Source organism: Aeromonas sp. R4-2, from assembly GCF_040908295.1.
In the GTDB taxonomy this organism is placed as follows: domain Bacteria; phylum Pseudomonadota; class Gammaproteobacteria; order Enterobacterales; family Aeromonadaceae; genus Aeromonas; species Aeromonas veronii.
Genome location: NZ_JBFODL010000011.1, coordinates 162947 through 180907, shown reverse-complemented (window position 1 = coordinate 180907; position 17961 = coordinate 162947). Strand labels below are relative to the sequence as shown.

Annotated in this window: 14 protein-coding genes; 6 read left to right on the top strand and 8 right to left on the bottom strand. The window is 56.2% G+C overall.

The window, feature by feature from the left end:
• Positions 1-7: 7 nt before the first annotated feature.
• The gene (locus AB5Y99_RS08135) at positions 8-571 is read right to left on the bottom strand and encodes a hypothetical protein (RefSeq protein WP_043824279.1); all 564 of its coding nucleotides are present in this window, start codon (positions 569-571) and stop codon (positions 8-10) included.
• A 260-nt stretch (positions 572-831) separates the two neighbouring features.
• Here AB5Y99_RS08135 and ybcJ point away from each other — a divergent pair, with 260 nt between their 5' ends.
• Positions 832-1065 (top strand): ribosome-associated protein YbcJ, encoded by a 234-nt coding sequence (gene ybcJ / locus AB5Y99_RS08130; RefSeq protein ID WP_005361116.1) that lies wholly within the window; start codon positions 832-834, stop codon positions 1063-1065.
• Positions 1066-1098: 33 nt separating this feature from the next.
• On the opposite strand, the gene AB5Y99_RS08125 is transcribed toward ybcJ, so the two are convergent.
• From AB5Y99_RS08125 to AB5Y99_RS08110, 4 genes are all read right to left on the bottom strand, one after another.
• Positions 1099-1572, bottom strand: coding sequence for a DUF4442 domain-containing protein (locus tag AB5Y99_RS08125; RefSeq protein ID WP_005352552.1), 474 nt, complete (start codon positions 1570-1572; stop codon positions 1099-1101).
• 165 nt (positions 1573-1737) lie between these two features.
• The gene (locus AB5Y99_RS08120; RefSeq protein WP_075115105.1) at positions 1738-3489 is read right to left on the bottom strand and encodes an ABC transporter transmembrane domain-containing protein; all 1752 of its coding nucleotides are present in this window, start codon (positions 3487-3489) and stop codon (positions 1738-1740) included.
• Positions 3486-5222: an ABC transporter transmembrane domain-containing protein gene (locus tag AB5Y99_RS08115; RefSeq protein WP_368209341.1), complete on the bottom strand. Its 1737-nt coding sequence runs from the start codon at positions 5220-5222 to the stop codon at positions 3486-3488. Before AB5Y99_RS08115 ends, AB5Y99_RS08120 begins: the two co-directional genes overlap by 4 nt.
• A gap of 166 nt (positions 5223-5388) precedes the next feature.
• Positions 5389-8193 carry a response regulator gene (locus tag AB5Y99_RS08110; protein ID WP_043824350.1) on the bottom strand — a complete coding sequence of 935 codons (2805 nt, stop codon included), beginning with the start codon at positions 8191-8193 and terminating at the stop codon, positions 5389-5391.
• Positions 8194-8380: 187 nt separating this feature from the next.
• On the opposite strand from AB5Y99_RS08110, the gene trxC reads away from it, so the two are divergent.
• Together trxC and AB5Y99_RS08100 are read left to right on the top strand one after the other, a co-directional pair.
• Positions 8381-8815: a thioredoxin TrxC gene (gene trxC / locus AB5Y99_RS08105; protein WP_005352560.1), complete on the top strand. Its 435-nt coding sequence runs from the start codon at positions 8381-8383 to the stop codon at positions 8813-8815.
• Between the two features lie 161 nt (positions 8816-8976).
• On the top strand, positions 8977-10359 hold the full coding sequence (locus AB5Y99_RS08100) for a DASS family sodium-coupled anion symporter (RefSeq protein WP_005333606.1): 1383 nt from the start codon (positions 8977-8979) through the stop codon (positions 10357-10359).
• Between the two features lie 63 nt (positions 10360-10422).
• Here AB5Y99_RS08100 and AB5Y99_RS08095 read toward each other — a convergent pair whose 3' ends face one another.
• Positions 10423-12897 (bottom strand): glycogen/starch/alpha-glucan phosphorylase, encoded by a 2475-nt coding sequence (locus AB5Y99_RS08095; RefSeq protein ID WP_216950658.1) that lies wholly within the window; start codon positions 12895-12897, stop codon positions 10423-10425.
• Between the two features lie 375 nt (positions 12898-13272).
• Positions 13273-13470, bottom strand: coding sequence for a DUF4250 domain-containing protein (locus AB5Y99_RS08090; RefSeq protein WP_005333612.1), 198 nt, complete (start codon positions 13468-13470; stop codon positions 13273-13275).
• Positions 13471-13700: 230 nt separating this feature from the next.
• On the opposite strand from AB5Y99_RS08090, the gene AB5Y99_RS08085 reads away from it, so the two are divergent.
• From AB5Y99_RS08085 to AB5Y99_RS08075, 3 genes are all read left to right on the top strand, one after another.
• A complete protein-coding gene (locus AB5Y99_RS08085) occupies positions 13701-14186 on the top strand; it encodes a hypothetical protein (RefSeq protein ID WP_058058737.1) in 486 nt (161 codons plus the stop codon).
• A 130-nt stretch (positions 14187-14316) separates the two neighbouring features.
• Positions 14317-14493, top strand: a complete 177-nt coding sequence (locus AB5Y99_RS08080; protein WP_160320551.1) for a hypothetical protein — start codon at positions 14317-14319, stop codon at positions 14491-14493.
• A 104-nt stretch (positions 14494-14597) separates the two neighbouring features.
• Positions 14598-15032 carry a YcgN family cysteine cluster protein gene (locus AB5Y99_RS08075; RefSeq protein WP_005352569.1) on the top strand — a complete coding sequence of 145 codons (435 nt, stop codon included), beginning with the start codon at positions 14598-14600 and terminating at the stop codon, positions 15030-15032.
• Positions 15033-15649: 617 nt separating this feature from the next.
• On the opposite strand, the gene pflB is transcribed toward AB5Y99_RS08075, so the two are convergent.
• Positions 15650-17932, bottom strand: a complete 2283-nt coding sequence (gene pflB, locus AB5Y99_RS08070) for a formate C-acetyltransferase (protein WP_005352571.1) — start codon at positions 17930-17932, stop codon at positions 15650-15652.
• Positions 17933-17961: the final 29 nt, after the last annotated feature.

Sequence of the window (17961 nt, the reverse complement as noted above, 5' to 3'; positions counted from 1 at the left end):
CGCCCACTCAGAACGATTTCTGGAAGTTCACCAGTGGCAAAATGGGGAACACGCCGTTGGTGGCGTAGTTGGCCAGCCCGATCTGCAAGCCATCGAGGTGCTTGGTCGCATTGATAAAGCCGATCTGGAAGGTGGTACGCTCGGCGTAATTGACGAAGCCGACGTTGGCCAACGCATTGCCCCTGGCAATATTGACCGCCCCCCAGTTAAGCCCCTGCACATTGTTGGTCAGGTTGACCAGCCCCAGATTGACGCCGGTATCCTGCCCTTCGTGCCAGTTGATGGCGTTGATGGCGACCCCGCCAAACTGGTGGCGCACCCGGCCAGCACCCAGGAATACCCCGAGCTGCAGGCCGCTGAACTGATCCACATCGGAGAGGGCGAAGATCGGCAGATCAATACCCTTCACCTGACCGGTCCGGCCGTAGAGTAGCGAGGCGCGCGCTCCTTCCACCTGATGGGACGCGGGCAAATTGACCCCGGGCAGCGAGACCTGCACCGGAGTACTGGCCTGCGCAACACCGCACAGAGTCAGGGCGCTGCATGCCAGCAGCAGGCGGGAGAGTGTCATGGGAAGTTCCTTGGGCCATTGAGAGTGGCCCGATCCTAACAGTCAAGGGAGAGTGTGGGCACACCAGCAGGGACGAGGTGCGTCACGATACGTCACGGTTGGCCCTCTCACCTCTCCATCAGGACTTGCGAAAGCGCCACCTCAAGAGCAATCGGCCACTTTTTCACAGCGAGTAGTCCCTCTTCCTTTCTTTGCCTGAGCGAACTGCCTAAAATAGTCGCCCTGCTGTATCCGGCATTCATCCATCTAGAGGATTTCCCATGGAGACGTTTCTGCTCGAAGGTCACCCCTTCGTTGCCTTGTGTGACCTTATCAAACATCAGGGGTGGGCCGATTGTGGCGGCGCCGCCAAAGCCCTCGTTGCCGAAGGGCTGGTCGAGGTGGACGGTCAGGTGGAGACCCGCAAGCGCTGCAAGATCGTGGCCGAACAGGTGGTCAACTTCAACGGCATGAAGGTCGTGGTGAAAGAGGGCGTCAGCCCGGAGATTGGCTAATCCCGTCTTGGGGAGCCACTCTCCGGCAACCCGCTAGCTGGCCTTGATCGACAGGGTCAGCACAAAACGCGCCATCGCCTCATCCCCGTTCAATGACGGACAGGTGGCTACCACCCGGATGGGGCGATTGATACGCTGACCGCTTGCCAACGATTCGTCGATCATGGCGTCAATCTCCTCCCCCGCTGCGCAGTCGAACTGCACATCCCCCTCCGGTCGTTTCAAAAACTCCCCCTGCACATCCTTGAAGGCGAAGTGCACCTTCTTGCGCCGCTGCCGCCCCTTCTCCATCACCAGCAGACCGCCTACCAGATCGGCGCCGGTCGCCAGCGCACCAAAATACATGCTGCCCAGATGGTTGCGGGTACGCCAGCCAAGAGGAATGCGAATGCGCAGCGCCTTGGCGTTCATCTCTTCGATGATCGGGGCACAAAACCCGATGACGGGAATATAGCGCCAGGCAAACAGCCGAAGCGCCAGATTGGCTTTGAAGCGTTGCAAATCCATATGCGAACTGATCCGATGAGTTAATGTAAACAACATGTTGCCTGCATCTGCGCCATTCGACAAGCACAGGGATCACGCTTACGACCTTTGCCCAACACAAAAAACAGAGGGAACCGCACTGGTTCCCTCTTTTCGTTCATGTCACTGTTACAGCAAATGTGCCGATCAGGCGCGCTTCTCTTCCAGCCAGGCCCCCTGACTCTGCATCTCGAACAGCTGGGCATAGTGACCGCCGAGGGCCATCAACTCACCATGGGTACCCCGCTCGTTCACCTGACCGCGTGAGAGCAGCAGGATCTCGTCCGCATCGACGATGGTCGAGAGGCGGTGGGCGATGGCGATGGTGGTGCGGCCACGACGGGCAGCAGAGATCGCCTGCGACAGCGCCAACTCGGTCTGGGAGTCCACGCTGGCCGTCGCTTCATCCAGAATGAGGATACGCGGATCCCCCACCAGCGCGCGGGCAAAGGAGAGCAGTTGCCGCTGACCGGCGGAGAGGTTCTTGCCTCCCTCCTCCATCAGGGTGTTGATCCCCTGTGGCAAGCTGCGCACAAACTCGGCCAGCTGCACCTCGCTCAGCGCCTGCCAGAGCCGCGCTTCGTCTATTCCGGCCCGACCGAGACGCAGGTTCTCCGCCAGAGTGCCGACGAAGATAAAGGGATCTTGCTGCACCAGCCCGATGCTGCGGCGCACCGCCGCCAGCGACAGGGTATCCAGTGCGTGATCATCGAAGCGGATCTGCCCCTGATCCAGCGGATAGAAGCCCATCAGCAAGCTGATGATGGTGGACTTGCCGCTGCCGGTATGGCCCACCAGCGCCAGCATCTGGCCCGGTTTTGCGGCAAAGCTGACCTCCCGCAGCACCTGTTGCTCACCATCGTAGGAGAAGCTCACCCGCTCGAAACTGACCCGCCCTTCCAGCGGGCGCAGCTCGCCCTCGGTGCTCTCGCGGGTTTCATCGAGCAGTGCAAAGACACGCTCCCCCGCCACCATCGCCTGCTGCAGCTGGTTAAGCTGGTTGGTCATCTCGATGAGCGGCTCGATCATCCGCCCCAGATAGCTGATAAAGGCGTAGAGCACCCCCACCTGAATGGCACCCGCGTGGCTCAGTCCCTCGTGGGCGAACAGCGCCAACAGGCCAATCAGCACCATCATGTAGAAGAGATCGATAAGCGGGCGCAGCAAAATGCCGTTGATCTTGAGGCTCTTGATCCGTGCCGACCAGTGCTGCTGGTTCACCTCGGCAAAAGCGTTGGCAAAGTGGCGCTCCTGCACCATCGCCTGGATCACCGGCATCCCCTGCAGCGACTCGTTGAGGCGGCTGTTGATGTCGGAGAGCAGACTGCGGGTCGCTCGCACCACCGGCACGCTCAGTTTCTGGTAGAGCCACATCACCCCGCCCACAGCGGGCAGCAACAGGGAGCAGACCAGCATCAGCCGCAGATCCAGCAGCGCCATCGAGATGAGGATGCCGCACAACAGCACCACCTTTTGCACCAGCAAGCCGATCACCTGCACATAGAGGTTCATGATCGCTTCGGTGTCGTTGGTGATGCGGGAAATCAGCGAGCCGGATCGATGCTTGTCAAAGTAGCGGGCCGGCAAGCGGATGGCGGTGGCAAACACCTGCTCGCGCAAGGTTTGCACCACCGCCTGGGCGATACGGTTAAAGCGCAGGGATTGCAAATAGAAGCCCGCCGCCGAGAGTACCTGCAAGCCCAGATAGCCCGCTGCAATCAGGGCTATGGTGGGCAGCACGATATTGCGAGGCGCCAGATAGTCATCGATAAAGAGCTTGATCAGCAGCGGCCCGGCCACTTCGGCGCCGGTGGCAAGCAGCAAACAGATCCCCGCCTGAATAAGCCAGCGAGGATACTGGGCGCAGTAGGCGAGCAGTCGTTTAATGGTCGGATTCACAGGCTCTCCTCCACCGCTTCTTCGAGACGCTGGTAACGCACCATATCTGCATACCAGCCATTGTGCGCCATCAGGGCACCGTGATGACCCCGTTCGCTAACGGCCCCCTGCTCCAGCACCAGGATCTCGTCGGCCTGCTCCACCGCCGTCATGCGATGGCTGACCAGGATCAGGGTGCGACGATGGGCCTTGAGGGCATGCAGAATTTGCTGCTCGGTGTGGGCATCCACCGCCGAGAGGGCATCATCGAGCACCAGAATGGGCGCATCCAGCAGCAGGGCGCGGGCAATGGCCAGCCGCTGTTTCTGGCCGCCGGAGAGGGTCACCCCTTTCTCCCCCACCTCGGTCTCATAGCCCTTGGGGAAACGCACGATATCATCGTGGACACAGGCAATGCGCGCCACCCGTTCGACCTCCTCGCGGCTCGCATCGGGTTTGCCGAGGGCGATATTGGCGGCGATAGTGGTGGAAAACAGGAATGGCTCCTGCGGCACATAGGCAAACTGGCTGCGCAGTGTGGCGAGCGGCAGCTGGTCAATCGGAACGCCACCCATGACAATCGAACCGTGAGTCGGATTGGCAAGGCGCATCAACAGCTTGAGCAGGGAGCTCTTGCCTGCCCCGGTGCGCCCCACCACCCCGAGCATCCCCCCTTGCTTGAGGGTAACGTCGATATCCGCAAGCAGGGTGCGCTGCTCAAGTTGATAGCTCACCCCTTTGATCTGCAAAGGAAAGGCAGAGGTAAACGCGGCCGGCTGGGCGGGCTCTTCGATATCGCTGCGCTCCCCCAGCAGGCTTTCGATACGGGAGTAGGCGGCGCTACCCCGCTCGATGATGTTGAACAGCCAGGCGATGGCAAACATCGGCCAGATCAGCTGGCCGAGGTACATGGTGAAGCTGGTGAGCTCACCCAGAGTCAGCTCATCGCGCAGCACCAGCACACTGCCCCCCGCCACCGCGAGGAAGTAGGAGCAACCGATACAGAGATAGATGACCGGATCGAATTTGGCATCGATGCGGGCCACCGCCATATTGCGCTCCCCCGCCTGTTTGGTCAGCTCGGCAAAGCCTTCATCTTCCAGCGATTCAACCGCATAGGATTTCAACACCCGCACGCCGGAAAGGGCCTCCTGGGTCTTGTTGTTGAGCTTGGAGAAGGCCCCTTGCGCAGCCTTGAACTGGGTGTAGATCTGGGTGCCAAAGCGGTTCATGAAATAGGCCATCACCGGTAGCGGCAGCAAGGAGACCAGCGTCAACTGCCAGGAGTACTGGCTGCACATGATGGAGAGCACCAATACCCCGACCATGATGGAGTCCACCAGAGTCAGCACCCCTTCGCCAGCGGTCATCTCCACAGCCTGAATGTCATTGGTGGCATGGGCCATCAAATCGCCAGTACGGTGGCGCTGATAAAAATCGGGGCTCATCCGGGTGAAATGGCTGAAAAGGCGATTGCGCAACACATAGGCCAGACGGTAAGAGGCACCAAACAGCATCACCCGCCAGACGTAGCGCAGCAGATAAATCAGCACACCCAGGCCAAACAGCCCCGCCAGATAGCGCATCAGGGTACCATTGTCGAGACCGCCCCTGGTGATGCCATCCACCACCCAGCCCACCACTTTGGGCGGAATAACGGTCAACAGGGCTACCATCAGTAGCAGGGAGATGGCAGCCAGATAACGGGGCCACTGCTCCTTGAAAAACCAGCTCAATCGTAGAAATACGCTCACACCACCAACCTTTAGCGCTCTCTGCCAGTGACCGCTCCAAGGAGCCGCCATCAGAGAAGCCACGCAGAAATAGAAGAATGAAAACAATCGCCTCCGGCTGGAGGCGATTCGAACGAAAGCTCATCATATCCCGAACCGGGATGGTTGAGAATAATTACTATTTAATTCACTGTGACATGCGATCATCCCCTGATGAATAGGGATTATACGAATTTTCATGCTGCTCACCGGTCAACAGGAAGTGTGACACCTCTTCCCGGGTCTGGCTGAACACCTGTTGCAACTGCTCCAGATCCGTCTCGCTTAGCACCTCGTTTTGCCGCAGGCGCCACTCCAGCTCGCCAGCCACCAATTGCAGACGGGCCGCCGAGATATTGGCAGACACCCCCTTGAGGGTGTGCAGCAGCTTGCTGGCCACCTCGGGCTGCTGACGGCGCAGGGCAGAGCGGATCTCCCACAGATCGTCCTTGTGCTCCGACATGAACAGCTTGAACAGGATCTGCAATGCCTCCTTGTCCTGCTCCAGCCGCTTGAGGGCATCCTGCAGATCGAGGATCCCGATCATATCCGGCGGTTTCACCTCCATGATCCCCGCCTGCTCCACCCCTTGCGGCTTTACCCACTGCAGCAGGTTGTTGTAGAGATCCAGCTTGCTCACCGGCTTGGTAACATAGCCATTCATCCCCACCCCCAGGCAACGCTCCTTGTCACCGGGCATAGCGCTGGCGGTGAGGGCAATGATGGGCACATCGTGTTTGTCGACCATCTTGCGGATCTGGCGGGTGGCATCGAGTCCGTCCAGCACCGGCATCTGCAAATCCATCAGGATCACGTCAAAAGGCTGCTCGGCGACCCGCTCCACCGCCTCCCGACCATTGCTGACCACACACACCACCGCATCGACGCGCCGCAGATACTCGATGATGAGCTGCTGATTGACCCGGTTGTCTTCCGCCAACAGCACTCGGGTACCCTGCAACAGGGATTTGAAGTGTTGCTGATCCCCCTGTGCCTCGGCCTTGCGCAGGTTGAGCTCGTAAGAGCTGCCGTTGAGCAGTTCGTCCACCTTGGCCAGCAGGGCATTTTCGGTCATCGGTTTGGGCAGAAAATGGGTCAGCCCCATGCTGTCCATCCGGGCGTGCAGCCCCTCTCTGGCCCAGGCGCTGATCATCAGGATGGGGATCCGCCGCCACTGGCTGTGCTGATACATCTCCAGCGCCAGATCGAGCCCATCCTCCTGACCCATGCGCCAGTCGAGGATCGCCAACCGCAGATTCGGTCCCTCTTCACGGAGCAGCTGACGGGCGCGGGAAAGGGAGTTAACCGGCAGCACTCGCACTCCCGCCCGAGTCAGAATGTCCCGGGCCAGATCCAGCACCAGTTCGTTGTCATCCATCACCATCACCAGCGGCTGGTTTTCGAAGAAGACTTTCCGTCCAGCCACGCCGTAGACCGCCTGCGCCATCGGAATATCGAACTTGAACAGAGAGCCGACGCCAGGCTTGCTCTCTACGGTGATCCGCCCCCCCATCAGCTCCACCAGCCGCTGGGAGATATTGAGCCCGAGTCCCGAGCCGCCATATTTTCGGGTATTGCCCGCCTCCAGCTGGGTAAACGCCTGAAACAGTTGGGTCTGCTTCTCTTCGGCAATACCGATGCCGGTATCGCGCACACTGAAGCGGATCCGCATTGGGTGAGGATTGGCCAGCTCGATGCAGACTTCGACTTCACCGCGTTCGGTAAACTTGATGGCGTTGTTCACCAGATTGACCAGCACTTGTCCCAATCGCAAGGGATCCCCACGCAAGAAGACCGGCACTTCCGGTGACTTGCGAATAACCACTTCCACGTGTTTGCGCTCCGCCAGATCGGCAAACATGCCCGCCAGCGAATCGAGCTGCTCGCTGAGATCGAAGTCGATCTCCTCCAACGTCAGCTTGCCTGACTCCACCTTGGTCAAATCAAGGATGTCGTTGATCAGCAGCAGCAGGGTATCGGATGAGGATTTGATCTTGCCCAAATAGTCCCGCTGTTGTTGATCCAGTTCAGTCTGCAGTGCCAGCGAGCTAAAACCTATGATGGCATTCATGGGGGTGCGGATCTCATGGCTCATGTTGGCCAGAAAATCGCTTTTGGCCTGAGCCAGCAAGCCGGTCTGGCGCGACAACTCGCTCAGCTTCTGGTTGCGGCGCCACAGGGTGAAGGCCACCAGCGCAAAGCAGATCAAAGCCCCGCACAGCACCATCAGATAGAAGCGGTTCATCAAAGAGGAGGCGCGCTCCAGCTTGTCGAGTTTCCAGCGCACCAGACTCTCGATCACATGCATGTCGATGAGCTGGTAACGCAAGGTGTGATAAGCAATCACCTGCTGGCTCATCTCCTTGCTCAGGCGGATCAGGGTGGCGATCTCCGGCAAGTTGCCATAACGGGATTGCAACTGCTGTTGCAGCTGGTCCAGCGTAGTCTGTTCACGTTTGTCCCAACTGCGCTGCAGATAGTTGCTCAGTTGCGCCAACTCCTCCAGGTCGCGATGGAGAGCACTGTCTGACGGGCTTATCCCCCGCACCTTTTTAATCTGGGCCTGCAGGGGCGCATTGAGGTACTCGATAGCCATCTCAATGGCATGAAGCCTGGCCAGCGCCATCAGATAGTTGTCCATGTCATCAAGCAGAGCCTGGGAAAGGTCGTCTTGCACCAGCTCGGGATCGCTTCTGACTTCCCGTACAAAACCGTCAAGGGTGATGGATAACTGGTTCAGGCGCTGCTGGACATTGCTGTCATTGGCCTGCTCCCGCCCAAGCAGATAGAGGGTATCGGCGTTGATCCTGTTCAGCACCACCTCGGCCGCTTCGTTCAGGTTGTGGGCCTGCTGCTGCTGACTGAGCGACTGCCAGCAGTAGCCCGAAAAGGCAAGCAGCAGGGCAACAATCAGCCCTGGCACAGCACGGTTTTTCCGTGATCCTTTATTCATCCCGTCTCGACTCTCATCTGGTGGTCGCTGAATTATCCGGTCAGGCAATGAACCCAGGGGGAATTATCCACTCCCGCTGGGCACTGTGTTACCGTTATTGCTCTGATATTTCGCTATTGTTTCGCGATTGCTTCATTCTGGCTTTTCATCATATCCCCGGCCAGAGCTGATTTAGAAGGAACCAATTATGTCATTTATCACTACTTATTGTAGCCACTGCTTTACCAGGAACCGCCTGCCCGTTACCCATATCGATACATCTGCCAAATGCGGGCGCTGCAAAGCCCTCCTGTTCAGCCAGACCCCTTGCCTCGGGAATGCGGATAACTTCGATACCCTGATCAACTCAGACATCCCGGTCGTGGTCGATTTCTGGGCCAGCTGGTGCGGCCCCTGCCAGCAGTTTGCTCCGGTATTTCATGAGGTTGCCCATGAACTCGAACCACGGATGCGCTTTGCCAAAGTCGATACCGAGCAACAGAGCACCATTGCCGCCCGTTACGCCATTCGCAGCATCCCCACCCTGATGGTCTTCCAACAGGGCAAACTGGTGAACCAGATAAATGGCTCCTTGCCCAAGAGCATGTTCAAGCAATGGCTGGAACAGTTCATGGATGTTTGATTTATATTTCGCACATGTTTTATTTATGTGTTCATTTCCTCATTTTTATCAATGAGTATGTGAGTAGAGGCTGATTTTCAACATGTGAGTCTGTTTCAAACAAGTGAATGGATGTAACCTCGGCAACACAAAAACAACCATAAATTAACCGAGAGAACATTATGCACACATCAGCTGTACCCTCTGCTCCATCTCGCTGGCTGGACATCAAATCAGGGATCGTCATCCTGGATGTCTTGCTACTTTGTGCCATGCTCGCCTGGCTCCCGTTTGACCCCATGGTCAACAAGGGGCTGGGCATTCTGGTCTTTATCGCCATCCTCTGGCTGACCGAAGCACTGCACGTCACCATCACCGCGCTGCTGGTACCCCTGCTGGCTACCGTGCTCGGGGTGTTTGACATGAGCAAATCCCTCACCGATTTTGCCAACCCGATCCTGTTCCTCTTTTTTGGCGGTTTCGCCCTCGCGGCAGCCCTCTCCAAACAGGGACTGGATACCCTGATGGCAGGCAAGGTGATGCACCTAGCCAATGGTCATCTGGGTTGGGGCGTCATCCTGCTCTTTACCATCACAGCCGCCATGTCGATGTGGATCAGCAACACCGCTACCACCGCCATGATGCTGCCACTGGCGATCGGTATGCTGGCACGCCTCGATAGCAAAAAAGAGCGCGCCACCTTCGTCTTCGTATTGCTGGGGATCGCCTACAGCGCCAGTATCGGTGGCATCGGTACCCTGGTGGGTAGCCCACCCAACGCCATCGCAGCAGCCCAGATGGGGATTGGCTTCACTGACTGGATGAAATTCGGTGTTCCAGTAGTGCTGATCCTGATGCCCTGCGGCATTGCCCTGCTCTATCTGGTAACCCGCCCGCGTCTCAGCCACCGCGTCGAGATCCAGGATGTCACCATCAACTGGACCCGCGAGCGGAAAGTGACGCTGGCAATCTTCCTGACCACCGTTGTGCTCTGGATCGGCTCACAACCCATCTCCAACGCCTTTGGCGGTATTCCGCAACTCGACACCCTGATTGCCATGGGCGCCATCGTAGCCATCGTGGTCAGCCGTGTCGCCAGCTGGGATGACGTCAACCAGAACACCGACTGGGGCGTGCTGATGCTGTTTGGCGGCGGTCTGACTCTGAGCGCCATTCTCAAGGCCACTGGTACCAGCGCATTCCTGGCCAGCCATTTGTCGGCCGTGCTCTCCAACGCCAACATTTTTGTCGTATTGCTTATGCTGGCCGCCTTCGTGGTGTTCCTGACCGAGCTGGTCTCCAACACCGCCACCGCCGCGCTGTTGGTTCCCCTGTTTGCCGGTGTCGCCGAGGCGCTGGGTGTATCACCTGTGGTGATGTCGGTGTTGATCGCTATCGGTGCCTCCTGTGCCTTTATGCTGCCGGTCGCCACGCCGCCCAATGCCATCGTCTTTGCCAGTGGCCACATCCGCCAGAGGGAGATGATGAAAGCCGGTATGGCTCTGAACGTGGTCTTTACCGTGTTGCTCGCCCTGCTGGCCTACTTCGTTGGCGATATCCTCTGAACCACCTCCCCCCAATAAACAAAAACCCCCGCATTGCGGGGGTTTTCTCATTTATGAATCCGATTAGCCGATGTTGCAGGCCTTCAGAGCCCAGATCCGATCCACATAGTCCTGGATGGAACGGTCTGAGTTGAACTTACCCATGGTGGCCGAGTTGATGATGGCCTTCTTAGCCCACAACGCCGGATCGCGATACCAGGTGTCGATCAGCTTGTGCGCATCGGAGTAGGACTGGAAGTCCGCCAGTGTCAGGTAAGGGTCACCCCCTTCCAGCAAGGAGCGCTTGATGGAAGCCAGCTCACCCGGACGCCCCGGAGTAAAGTAGTCGGTGTCAAACCAGTCCAGCACAGCTTTCAGCTCTGAGTTCGCATAGTAGAAGTCATACGGGTTGTAACCGCGGCCTTTCAGGGCCTTCACCTCGTCCACGTTCAGACCGAAGATGGCGCAGTTTTCAGCACCGGCCTCTTCTGCGATCTCGATGTTGGCGCCGTCCAGAGTACCGATGGTGATGGCACCGTTGAGGGCCATCTTCATGTTGCCGGTACCGGACGCTTCATAGCCAGCAGTAGAGATCTGCTCGGAGACATCAGCCGCCGGAATCAGCTTCTCGGCCAGGCTCACGCGGTAGTTCGGCATGAACACCACTTTCAACTTGCCCTGAATACGGGCGTCATTGTTGACCCGATCCGCCAACTTGTTGATGGCATAGATGATGTCTTTGGCCAGCTTGTAACCCGGTGCCGCTTTGGAGCCGAAAATGAACACGCGCGGATGCATGTCATAGTCCGGGTTGGCCAGCAGACGACGGTAGAGCGCCATGATGTGGATAAGGTTCAGCTGCTGACGTTTGTACTCGTGCAGACGCTTGATCTGGACATCGAAGATTGCCTCGGCGCTGACATCAATGCCGGTTTCCGCCTTGATGACTTTGACCAGCTTCTCTTTGTTGTGACGCTTGATGGTCATAAACTGCTTCTGGAACGCTTTGTCGTCGGCAAACTTCACGACACCACGCAGCTTGTCCAGCTGCAGCGGCCACTCCTTGCCCACCACCTCGTTATAGAGTGCAGCCAGTTCCGGGTTGCACGCCAGCAGCCAGCGACGCGGGGTCACCCCGTTGGTCACGTTGCACATTTTTTCCGGCCACAGCTCGGCATACTCGGGGAAGAGATCTTCCTTCACCAGCTTGGAGTGGATCTCGGCCACACCGTTCACTTTGGACGAACCGATCACGCACAGGTTGCCCATGCGAACCTTGCGCACATCTCCCTCTTCGATGATGGAGAGCTTGGCTTTGATAGCATCGTTGCCCGGCCACTTGGGCTCTACAAGCTCGTTCAGGAAGCGTGCGTTGATCTCGTAAATCACCTCCAGATGGCGAGGCAGTACTTTCTCGAACAGGCTGACCGACCACTTCTCCAGCGCTTCCGGCAGCAGAGTGTGGTTGGTATAAGAGAAGACCTGATAGCAGATAGCCCAAGCGGCATCCCAGTTCAGATCTTCCTCGTCAACCAGCACCCGCATCAGTTCCGGGATGGCGACAGTCGGGTGAGTATCGTTGAGCTGAATAGCAATTTGCGCGGCAAAGTTGCTGAAGTCACTGCCATGGACCCGCTTGTAGCGGCGCATGATGTCCTTGATGGAGCAAGCACAGAAGAAGTACTGCTGGATCAGACGCAGCTCTTTACCTGCATCGGTCTCATCGTTCGGATACAGCACCTTGGAGATGGTCTCGGCCTGGGCTTTCTCAGCCTGGGAGTCGATGTAACCACCGGCGTTGAACACGTCCCAGTCGAAAAACTCGGAGGCGCGGGATTCCCACAAACGCAGGATGTTGACGGTGTGACCGCCAAAACCGACCACCGGAATATCCCAAGGCACCCCTTTAATCTTGCGACCGGCGTGCCATACCTTCTTCAGGCTGCCATTGTCACCAAACACGGTCTCGACGTAGCCATAGAGCGGCACTTCTTGCACCGACTCGGGGCGGCAGATCTCCCAGGGGTTGCCATATTCACGCCAGGAGTCCGGACGCTCGATCTGGCGGCCATCCTGGATTTCCTGACGGAACAGACCGTGTTCGTAGTGGATACCGTAACCAACAGCCGGATAGTTCAGAGTGGCCAGCGAGTCGATAAAGCAGGCAGCCAGACGACCCAGGCCGCCGTTGCCAAGTGCCATGTCCGGCTCTTGTTCGCACAGGTCGGTCAGTTCCAGACCGAGTTCGCCCAGCGCCTCTTCGCAAGTCTTGTAGAGGGAGAGGTTGTGCAGGTTGTTGGAAGTCAATCGTCCCATCAGGAATTCAGCAGAGAGATAGTGAATCGCACGAGTATCTTTCTTGAAATGAGTCTGCTGAGTGCGGGTCAGGCGCTCGTACACCTGTTCATTGACAGCCGCAGCAGTGGCTTTCCACCACGCTTCGGGAGAGGCTTTCTGTTCGCTTGTTCCCAAGGTAGAACGCAGGTGACGCACGATACTCGCCTTGAGCTGATCTTTATCCAGTTGGAGATCCTGGTCTGTCTTCTTCTTGGTAGCCATAAACCATATTCCTTCGTTACAAATAAAATTGTTATCCCGCTTGCGGGACCGGCGCTGTTGTTATCTCAAAATATGTACCGGCGTGAGAATACTAACTAAAGCGGCAGAATTAAAAGTTAACGCAAGTCACACTTTAACCGATAAAAACAGCCTGAAAAGCTTGAAAACCCTTTCCTTTAATTGATCGCACAAAAACAAACATTCCCTTTATTATCATAAACTTAATGAAACAATAAAAATATTCTGGCATGAATAGGTTTTCAGAGATTGCCAAGCCTTGAAAATCCCTGAAAATAGGCAGCAAGACGGCACATTGAAACCGGTTTCAATGTGCCTGAAAAATTACCGTATAAATATGAAGCAATCATTGCACCCTTAAAGATGTGCTTTGAACTGATTGCTCAATGGATCGTAATGGTACCCAATCTGATCCAGACGTCCTGCCAACTGCTCTTCACTCATATCGTAATAGGCCAGCAGCTCCTCCAACCCGTCACACTCAAGCCTTAGCTTCTCATTGATGATGCCCAGCAAGATGTTGGCATCAAGACGTTGCAAGGTACTGATATCCATGGCGGCACCTCCTGTAAATGACCTGTATAACCATGGGCGGTTACGCAAGGTTTGTCCATAGTACGAAAAACACCCAACCAGCTTTATATTAAATAGTGTTTAAAAACATAACCTTACTAACGACACATGCCAACACCATCACATTTTTCAGCAAAAACACCTTGTCACTGCCACAGGATAGAACTACTGTATACACATACAGCTTGGATATTCATACAGGAACCCCATATATGAACCAGCCCCTGCACTCACTGCCCTTTGCGATGAATCGTGTCATGAGCAAGCCCTGGCCAACCAGAACCGCCTGCAAAGCGGAGTTGGCTCATTATGGTGTGACTATCCAGTCTGATGATCAGTTTCTGAGCGAGCTGACCAAGCTTGGGGAGGCTCATACCGGCTGGATCTTGTTGATCGCCCCGCCGGGACGCCCCACAGTCAGCCGTCTGGAAGAGCGAGGTATAGATCCCAAGAGAGTGCTGGTGGTACATAGCCCCAAAATCAAGAACTGGCAGCAAACCCTGGAGCGCAGTCTGGGCAATGGTCACTGCGCCGCCGTATTTACCTGGCTACCCGAGCAGATCGAGCTGGATCACGTCAAGCTGCAGCGACTGGGACAGCAATCTGGCGTACTCACCCGCTTCTTTGGCACGAAACGGACTAACCTCGGCACACCTCTGCTGGCCTATGCAGAGCAAGATATCTATCTCAATCATTAAGACAAAAAACGAACGCCTACGCAGGCTCTCCCGCGGGTCGCAGTGACAGCAGGGCGCAAACAATATGTGACCAGCGGCTTTATTTGAAAGACAAGCTTGCAACAGCCTGACGGTAGGCATCGGAGATCATTTGACCCTGCTTGCTGCAAGCAGACAAACATCAAAAGATGTAACGGATAAAGAAGCAGAAAAAAAACCTGAACTGGACAATCATGTAGCCCAAGTATTCAAACCTGCGGGACTTCCTGCCCACCAGCGAACCCGTTTGAGCAATATGATGAGGCTGAAAGTCATTGCATTCATTTGAGCTGATCACGACAATTTGCCCACCGGAGTGACCCTCTCCTTGAAATACCGGGTAACAAGGGGTATAACCACGCGTTTTATCAGGTGTAATAAGTGAGCGGTATGATGCAAGCCCCCTTTTGGCAGACCAAGAGTCTGCAGCAGATGACTGAATCCGAATGGGAATCCCTCTGCGATGGTTGCGGAAAATGCTGCCTCAACAAGCTGATCGATGAAGATACCGACGAACTGGTTTTCACCAATGTCGCCTGCAATTTGCTTAACACCAAGACCTGTCAGTGCTCTGATTACGCCAATCGTTTCAAAAAAGAGCCTGACTGTCTGCAGATCACCCATGACAAGATCGCCGAATATGACTGGCTCCCCTCAACCTGCGCATATCGCCTGCTGTCTGAAGGTGACGCTCTTCCAGAGTGGCATCCTCTGCTGACCGGCAGTCGTTCCGCGATGCATCAGGCAGGTCAATCCGTCCGTGGCAAAGTCATTCACGAGGATCAGGCGGGTGAATGGATCGATCACATCATCACCTGGGCCAGCTGACACGCTCAACCCGCTATTATCCAGAGGCAAGGGCTGCACAATGTGCAGCCCTTGTTGTTTCTGCAAGCAGGGTTTGTAGTTTGGTTGGCTTGAGCCACACACATATCTGGCTGGCTAAACCAGACACCTCCCAGCTGCGCATTGAGAGAGATAGAGGCAGAGGCAGAGGCAGAGGCAGAGGCAGAGGCAGAGGCAGAGGCAGAGGCAGAGGCAGAGGCAGAGGCAGAGGCAGAGGCAGAGGCAGAGGCAGAGAATAATTCCATAGTCACAGGCTTACGGGTATTGCTTTATACCCACGATGGAGTCTCTCTTCCCCCCTTAAACCTGATAAGCCTGTTCCACAGGCCATAGCAACATTGATGCAATGGCAGGCAAAGCAATCGCCCTATTCCCTTAGAGCGTGAATAACGCGTTATCGCATTACAGGCTGTGCCAAGTTCAACCCTGATGAACACCTGCGCCATAGCCCTGTTCAAATACCCCATGACAACTGTCAGGTGAATACCATCTCCATACATGTTGTGATTACGATGGAACTGGATGTAAGCCTACTCCCCTGAATCACACGCATAAAAAAACCGGCGCCTTGGCGCCGGTTTTTGCTCACTACGTCTCGATTACAGAGAAGCGGTGAAGGTACGGGTGATGACGTCTTGCTGTTGCTCTTTGGTCAAAGAGTTGAAGCGAACGGCATAACCGGATACGCGGATGGTCAACTGCGGATATTTCTCCGGGTTTTCCATGGCGTCCAGCAGCATTTCACGGTTCATCACGTTAACGTTCAGGTGCTGACCACCCTCTACGTTGGATTCGTGGTGGAAGTAACCGTCCATCAGGCCAGCCAGGTTGGCTTTCTGGGCTTCCATATCTTTACCCAGTGCGTTCGGAACGATGGAGAAGGTATAGGAGATACCATCTTTAGCATAAGCGAACGGCAGCTTGGCTACGGAAGTCAGGGAAGCAACAGCACCTTTCTGGTCACGACCGTGCATCGGGTTTGCACCCGGGCCGAACGGAGCACCAGCACGACGGCCATCCGGGGTGTTACCGGTCTTCTTGCCATATACCACGTTGGAGGTGATGGTCAGAACAGACTGGGTAGCAACAGCACCACGGTAGGTGTTCAGCTTCTGAATCTTCTTCATGAAGCGCTCAACCAGGTCACAGGCGATATCATCGACGCGAGCGTCGTTGTTACCGAACTGCGGGTATTCGCCTTCGATTTCGAAGTCGATGGCAACGCCATCTTCGTCACGAATCGGCTTGACCTTGGCGTACTTGATGGCAGACAGGGAGTCAGCGGCTACGGACAGACCAGCGATACCACACGCCATGGTGCGATATACGTCACGGTCGTGCAGCGCCATCAGAGAGGCTTCGTAGCTGTACTTGTCGTGCATGTAGTGGATGATGTTCAGCGCAGCAACGTATTGCTTGGCCAGCCAATCCATGAAGTGGTCCAGACGATCCATTACGTCGTTGTAGTCGAGGTACTCGGACTTGACCATCTCGGTTTTCGGACCGACCTGGATCTTGAGCTTCTCGTCCATACCACCGTTGATTGCATACAGCATGGTCTTGGCCAGGTTGGCACGAGCACCGAAGAACTGCATCTGCTTACCAACGATCATCGGGGATACACAGCAAGCGATGGCGTAGTCATCGTTGTTGAAATCCGGACGCATCAGATCGTCGTTCTCGTACTGAACGGAAGAGGTCTCGATGGATACCTTGGCACAGTACTTTTTGAAACCGACCGGCAGCTTCTCGGACCACAGGATGGTCAGGTTCGGCTCAGGGGACGGGCCCATGGTGTACAGGGTGTTCAGCATACGGAAGCTGTTCTTGGTGACCAGAGTACGGCCGTCAACGCCCATACCAGCCAGGGTCTCGGTCGCCCACATCGGGTCGCCGGAGAACAGTGAATCGTATTCCGGAGTACGCAGGAAGCGAACCATACGCAGCTTCATGACCATGTGGTCCATCAGCTCCTGGGCTTCTTGCTCGGTGATCAGGCCTTTCTGCAGGTCACGCTCGATGTAGATATCCAGGAAGCTGGAGGTACGACCGAAGGACATGGCTGCACCGTTCTGGGACTTGACTGCCGCCAGGTAGGCGAAGTAGGTCCACTGTACGGCTTCTTTAGCGTTCTTGGCCGGTACGGAGATATCGCAACCGTACTTGGCAGCCATCACCTTCATCTGTGCCAGGGCACGGTGCTGCTCGGAGATCTCTTCGCGCAGACGGATGGTGGCTTCCAGGTTGACGCCGTTTTCCAGGTCAGCTTGCAGGGACTTGAACTGGGCCAGTTTGTCGGCCATCAGGAAGTCAACACCGTACAGAGCAACACGACGGTAGTCACCGATGATACGGCCACGGCCGTAGGCATCCGGCAGACCGGTGATAACACCAGACTTACGGCAGTTCAGGATGTCTTTGGTGTAAACGTCAAACACGCCCTGGTTGTGAGTCTTGCGGTACTCGGTGAAGATCTTCTCGACCATCGGGTCCAGTTGACGACCGTACACTTCACAAGAAGTTTTAACCATCTTGATACCGCCGTTGGCGATGATGGCGCGCTTCAGCGGCTTGTCAGTCTGCAGACCAACGATCTGCTCCAGGCTCTGATCGATATAACCGGCATCGTGTGCGGTAATGGTGGAGGGCAGGTCAGTATCAAAATCAACCGGCGCATGAGTGCGGTTCTCGATTTTGATCCCTTCCATGACCTTGTCCCACAGCTTGGTGGTCGCTTCGGTCGCGCCAGCCAGGAAGGACTCGTCACCTTCATACGGGGTGTAGTTCTTCTGGATGAAGTCACGGGTGTTGACAGAGGTCTGCCATTCACCGGCCGCGAAGCCTTCCCATGCTTTTTGGAACTGTTCGTTAAGTTCTGCCATTTTTCATTACCTCACACGGTATTGATGTA

Excerpts from the sequence above, each read along its gene's own strand:
- AB5Y99_RS08100 (WP_005333606.1), top strand. The coding sequence starts at position 8,977 with ATGCACACATCAGCTGTACCCTCTGCTCCATCTCGCTGGCTGGACATC.
- AB5Y99_RS08090 (WP_005333612.1), bottom strand. The coding sequence starts at position 13,470 with ATGGATATCAGTACCTTGCAACGTCTTGATGCCAACATCTTGCTGGGC.
- AB5Y99_RS08085 (WP_058058737.1), top strand. The coding sequence starts at position 13,701 with ATGAACCAGCCCCTGCACTCACTGCCCTTTGCGATGAATCGTGTCATG.
- trxC (WP_005352560.1), top strand. The coding sequence starts at position 8,381 with ATGTCATTTATCACTACTTATTGTAGCCACTGCTTTACCAGGAACCGC.
- AB5Y99_RS08125 (WP_005352552.1), bottom strand. The coding sequence starts at position 1,572 with ATGGATTTGCAACGCTTCAAAGCCAATCTGGCGCTTCGGCTGTTTGCC.
- AB5Y99_RS08110 (WP_043824350.1), bottom strand. The coding sequence starts at position 8,193 with ATGAATAAAGGATCACGGAAAAACCGTGCTGTGCCAGGGCTGATTGTT.
- ybcJ (WP_005361116.1), top strand. The coding sequence starts at position 832 with ATGGAGACGTTTCTGCTCGAAGGTCACCCCTTCGTTGCCTTGTGTGAC.
- AB5Y99_RS08135 (WP_043824279.1), bottom strand. The coding sequence starts at position 571 with ATGACACTCTCCCGCCTGCTGCTGGCATGCAGCGCCCTGACTCTGTGC.
- AB5Y99_RS08095 (WP_216950658.1), bottom strand. The coding sequence starts at position 12,897 with ATGGCTACCAAGAAGAAGACAGACCAGGATCTCCAACTGGATAAAGAT.
- pflB (WP_005352571.1), bottom strand. The coding sequence starts at position 17,932 with ATGGCAGAACTTAACGAACAGTTCCAAAAAGCATGGGAAGGCTTCGCG.
- AB5Y99_RS08075 (WP_005352569.1), top strand. The coding sequence starts at position 14,598 with ATGCAAGCCCCCTTTTGGCAGACCAAGAGTCTGCAGCAGATGACTGAA.